This is a genomic window from Phormidium sp. CCY1219, from assembly GCF_035615515.1.
Taxonomy (GTDB): domain Bacteria; phylum Cyanobacteriota; class Cyanobacteriia; order Cyanobacteriales; family Laspinemataceae; genus CCY1219.
In genome coordinates, this window is sequence record NZ_JAJENT010000525.1 from 1 (window position 1) to 4,348 (window position 4,348).

Sequence of the window (4,348 nt, forward strand, 5' to 3'; positions counted from 1 at the left end):
TTCACAGACATTGCCATGATGTAAAAACTGCCAGCGATGGTAGCCTTGGTACCTATGATAAAGGCCAAGTTGTTGAGTCCCCGGATGAGGTGAAAGTCTCAAGTCCGGTTCTGAAGACGAGTAGTTCTGGTGACGGAATTGCTTAGTTTAACATCTTGCATCGCCGGGGGTAGGGACGCCAAATACAAAGAAAGAGTCGGTTCTCATCCCTGTTCGGCATTGAAATACAATAATAGGGGTTCAAACGCGAGGATTTCAGACACTTATGACCATAGCTGCACCTGCAAAAACACAATACGAAGCGATTATTGGGTTAGAAACCCACTGTCAGCTCAGTACCCAAACCAAAATTTTCTCCAGTTCCTCCACCGAATTTGGTGCCCCCCCCAATACCAATATCGATCCGGTATGCATGGGGTTGCCCGGTGTGTTGCCGGTCCTCAACGAAAAGGTGCTCGAATATGCGGTAAAAGCAGCACTGGCGCTCAACTGTGACATCGCGCCTTATAGTAAATTCGACCGCAAGCAGTATTTTTATCCCGACTTACCGAAAAATTATCAAATTTCTCAGTACGATTTGCCGATCGCCACTAATGGTTGGCTCGAAATCGAACTGGTAGATGACGATGGGAACGCAAGTCGCAAAAAAATTGGCATCACTCGCCTGCATATGGAAGAAGATGCAGGCAAACTGGTTCACGCGGGCAGCGATCGCCTCGCCGGTAGCGCCTATTCCCTAGTAGACTACAACCGCACCGGCATTCCCCTGGTGGAAATCGTCAGCGAACCGGACCTGCGATCGGGTCAAGAAGCGGCAGAATACGCCCAAGAACTGCGCCGGATCCTGCGCTATCTCGGGGTCAGCGATGGCAACATGCAAGAAGGTTCCCTGCGCTGCGATGTGAACATCTCCGTGCGCCCCGTGGGACAAGCGGAATTTGGCGTGAAAGTCGAGATTAAAAACATGAACTCGTTTAGCGCCATCCAACGGGCGATCGACTACGAAATCGAACGCCAAATCGAAGCGATCGAAACTGGGGAGGCGATCGTGCAAGAAACCAGACTCTGGGAAGAAGGAAGCCAACGCACCATTAGTATGCGAACCAAAGAAGGTTCGAGCGACTATCGCTACTTCCCCGAACCGGATTTAGGGCCGATTGAAGTCTCCGTCTCCCAACTCGAAACCTGGAAAGCCGAACTCCCAGAACTCCCCGCCGCCAAACGACATCGCTATGAAAGCGACCTCGGTTTATCCGCCTATGATGCCCGGGTCCTCACCGACGAACGCCCGGTGGCGGAATATTTCGAAGCCACAGTGCAAGCCGGTGCGGATACCAAACAAGCGGCTAACTGGATTCAAGGTGATATCACCGCCTATTTGAAAACCGAAAAACTCGACATCACCGACATCGCCCTCACCCCCTCCCAGTTAGGAGAACTCATCTCTTTGATTCAAGAAGGCACCATCAGCGGCAAAATCGCCAAAGAAGTGCTGCCCGAATTGCTCGCCAACGGCGGTTCTCCAAAAGAATTCGTCGAGGGCAAAGGATTGATTCAAATTTCCGATACCGCCGAACTCGAAAAGATTTTGGATGAAGCGATCGCCGCCAATCCCAAGCAACTCGAACAGTACCGCAACGGGAAAACCAAACTCAAAGGCTTCTTTGTCGGTCAAGTGATGAAACTCACCAACGGACGCGCCGATCCAAAACTGACCAACAAACTTCTCGAACAAAAATTGAACGGGTAATTTTCCCGACTCTTAGGGAACGAACAGAACCTCGGTTCAAACCACAGTTTCATCCCTGAAGTCGGTTAAATACTCACCAGAATGTACCGGATTCAATCAGCCGATAATAATCGGCGGACAATCCATTCTCGGGGCTGTAGAGACGCCTAACCGCGTCTCTACGTTGGTTGAAACCTTACGGAAACGATAAAAACCCGCCGGGGTTAGGGTGGGGTTCGCCCAAGAAGTCCGCACCAAACGCGCTCATTTAAACCCGACGTTTGACCACCGGATTTTATCTCAGTTATGAGGGAAGTTTTCTCGCTTCATCGGCGGTGAAATCGCGAACCCATGCCACAATTTTACCACGCAATGGGGTTTAATAAAAATGGCAAAATTTATTTCCTGGTTACTCTCCCCCAAAACAATCACCATTTTAATCGGTGTTGTTCTTTTGTACGCAATTTCTCCCTTTTTGATAACCTTTGCCGGTGCCGGGTTGGCTGGGTTATTCGGGTGCAATGGCGGCGGCGTGGAAAATAATTGTCCCAGTCCACAAATGGCAGAGTTTTTCACCAGTATGACTGTGGTTCACTGGTTGGCGATGGTGACGCTTCCCACTGGGCATGCTCGTCGCCGGGGTGCTCGCCATTATTCTTGTGTTGCGTTTAATCATGCTGCAACGTCGCTCTTAAATAATGGCCCACTTGCGTGTTTTGTCTCGTCACTCCCGTGCAATTAGAGGCGGTGGATCTGCATCGCGTTTGTAGGGTGGGCAGTTCTAGCACAGATACGCGATCGGCACCTCTCTTGAGTGGCTTTGCCCACCCGACCATCTGCAATTATTTTTGCATGAGTACGTAGCAACACAAAATCTCTCAATTTCCCTCGGATACGGCCAGAAAATAAAGGGTTTTACCCCTCATCCCGTAATTACTATAGTGTGCTATGGAGATGCACCCAGATCGTAGGGAGAGTGCCGCGAGTGACTCTCCTTTTTTTTTCAGGTTGTGACTCGGGCAACATTAGCGGGATGCCAAATTGTTATAATCCGCTCTCGAATACGCCACAAGAGGAAGGAAACAAGTATGGCACAGTGGAAAGAAATTAGCGGCGGGGTAAGCGCGCCTTTGGGATATCGCGCCGCCGGGATCGCCGCCGGATTGAAGCCATCGGGGGCAGCAGATTTAGCCTTGATTTTGTCAGACGTAGAAGCGATCGCCGCCGGAGTCTTCACCATCTCCCAAGTCCGCGCCGCCTGCGTAGATTACTGTCGCCAACGCCTGGAAGAAAAAGCCAGCACCCGCGCCATTTTATGCAATTCCGGACAAGCCAATGCCGCCACCGGTGCCAAAGGTTGGGCAGATGCGATCGAAAGTGCCGAACTCCTGGGGCGAGAACTGGCCATTCCCCCCAGTTCCATCTTGCTCGCCTCCACCGGAGTGATCGGACAGCGCATTCGCATGGATGCCCTGCGCCAAGGCATTCCCAACCTGGTGGCGGCGGCAACTCCCAGGGGTGGCGATGACGCCGCCCAAGCCATCTGCACCACGGATTTAGTCCCGAAATCCATCGCCTTAGAAACCACCATTGACGGGCGTCCCGTGCGAATGGGCGGGATTGCCAAAGGGTCGGGGATGATTCATCCGAATATGGCCACCATGCTGGCATTCGTCACCTGCGATGCGATGGTCTCGTCCCATCTGTGGCAGGAAATGGTCAAACGCGCCGCCGATCGCAGTTTTAATCAAATTACCGTCGATGGCGATACCAGTACCAACGATACCTTAATCGCCCTGGCAAATGGCCAATCTCGGACGCCGACGATTACCCATAGCGGACCGGAAGCCGAAAAATTAGAGGGAATGCTCACAGCGGTTTGTCAGCACCTCGCCAAGGCGATCGCGCGCGATGGCGAAGGCGCAACCTGTCTGATCGAAGTACAAGTCACCGGCGCACCCGATGACGCCGCTGGACGCAAAATCGCCAAAACCATCGTCGGCTCTTCTCTGGTGAAATCCGCTATCTTCGGTCGCGACCCCAACTGGGGGCGGATTGCTGCCGCCGCCGGACGGGCGGGAGTCCTTTTCGACCAGGATGATTTGCAGGTGAAACTGGGGGATTTCTTGCTCATGGAAAAAGGCCAACCCCTGGAATTCGACCGCGACGCCGCCTCCGCGTACCTGAAAGCCGCCGCCGCCGGTGAGTATTTGAAATCCGATACGGTGCTCGTGTCAGTCAGCATCGGCAATGGACCCGGTACGGGGATAGCTTGGGGATGCGACCTCAGTTATGACTACGTGAAGATTAACGCCGAGTACACCACTTAGCCCAGGGATTTCCTGGAACACACAGAGACGCGAGATATCGCGTCTCTACAAATATGCTAACGTTTTGGCCAATGGTTTTCATCGCGCCGGTTTCGCATTTATTGGCTCAATAAATTTGGGAAAGAACGGAAATTAACAGAAACGTCAGGGCGATCGCTGTGCCTCGCACCCCCAAAAATCAAAGCTTTCAGACATTTGCATCCTTGGCTCAATCTGTCAGGGACTCCGTAGAAACCAACCCCATGTCTAAAGCCAGGGGCTTGTACTTCTAACCACCTGACCAGCCTAA

General features: G+C 52.4%; 3 protein-coding genes. 2 read left to right on the forward strand and 1 reads right to left on the reverse strand.

Annotation, left to right across the window (positions count from 1 at the left end; translation table 11 throughout):
* The first annotated feature begins 265 nt into the window (after positions 1 to 265).
* Positions 266 to 1,750 (forward strand): Asp-tRNA(Asn)/Glu-tRNA(Gln) amidotransferase subunit GatB, encoded by a 1,485-nt coding sequence (gatB, locus tag LKK83_RS14020; protein ID WP_324631797.1) that lies wholly within the window; start codon positions 266 to 268, stop codon positions 1,748 to 1,750.
* A gap of 487 nt (positions 1,751 to 2,237) precedes the next feature.
* On the opposite strand, the gene LKK83_RS14025 is transcribed toward gatB, so the two are convergent.
* Positions 2,238 to 2,381 (reverse strand): hypothetical protein, encoded by a 144-nt coding sequence (locus LKK83_RS14025; RefSeq protein ID WP_324631798.1) that lies wholly within the window; start codon positions 2,379 to 2,381, stop codon positions 2,238 to 2,240.
* Positions 2,382 to 2,817: 436 nt separating this feature from the next.
* Between LKK83_RS14025 and argJ the strand changes: the two genes are divergently transcribed.
* The gene (argJ, locus tag LKK83_RS14030) at positions 2,818 to 4,059 is read left to right on the forward strand and encodes a bifunctional ornithine acetyltransferase/N-acetylglutamate synthase (RefSeq protein ID WP_324631799.1); all 1,242 of its coding nucleotides are present in this window, start codon (positions 2,818 to 2,820) and stop codon (positions 4,057 to 4,059) included.
* Positions 4,060 to 4,348 lie beyond the last annotated feature (289 nt).

Coding starts and splice junctions, on each gene's coding strand:
- argJ (WP_324631799.1), top strand. CDS start 2,818: ATGGCACAGTGGAAAGAAATTAGCGGCGGGGTAAGCGCGCCTTTGGGA.
- LKK83_RS14025 (WP_324631798.1), bottom strand. CDS start 2,381: ATGGCGAGCACCCCGGCGACGAGCATGCCCAGTGGGAAGCGTCACCAT.
- gatB (WP_324631797.1), top strand. CDS start 266: ATGACCATAGCTGCACCTGCAAAAACACAATACGAAGCGATTATTGGG.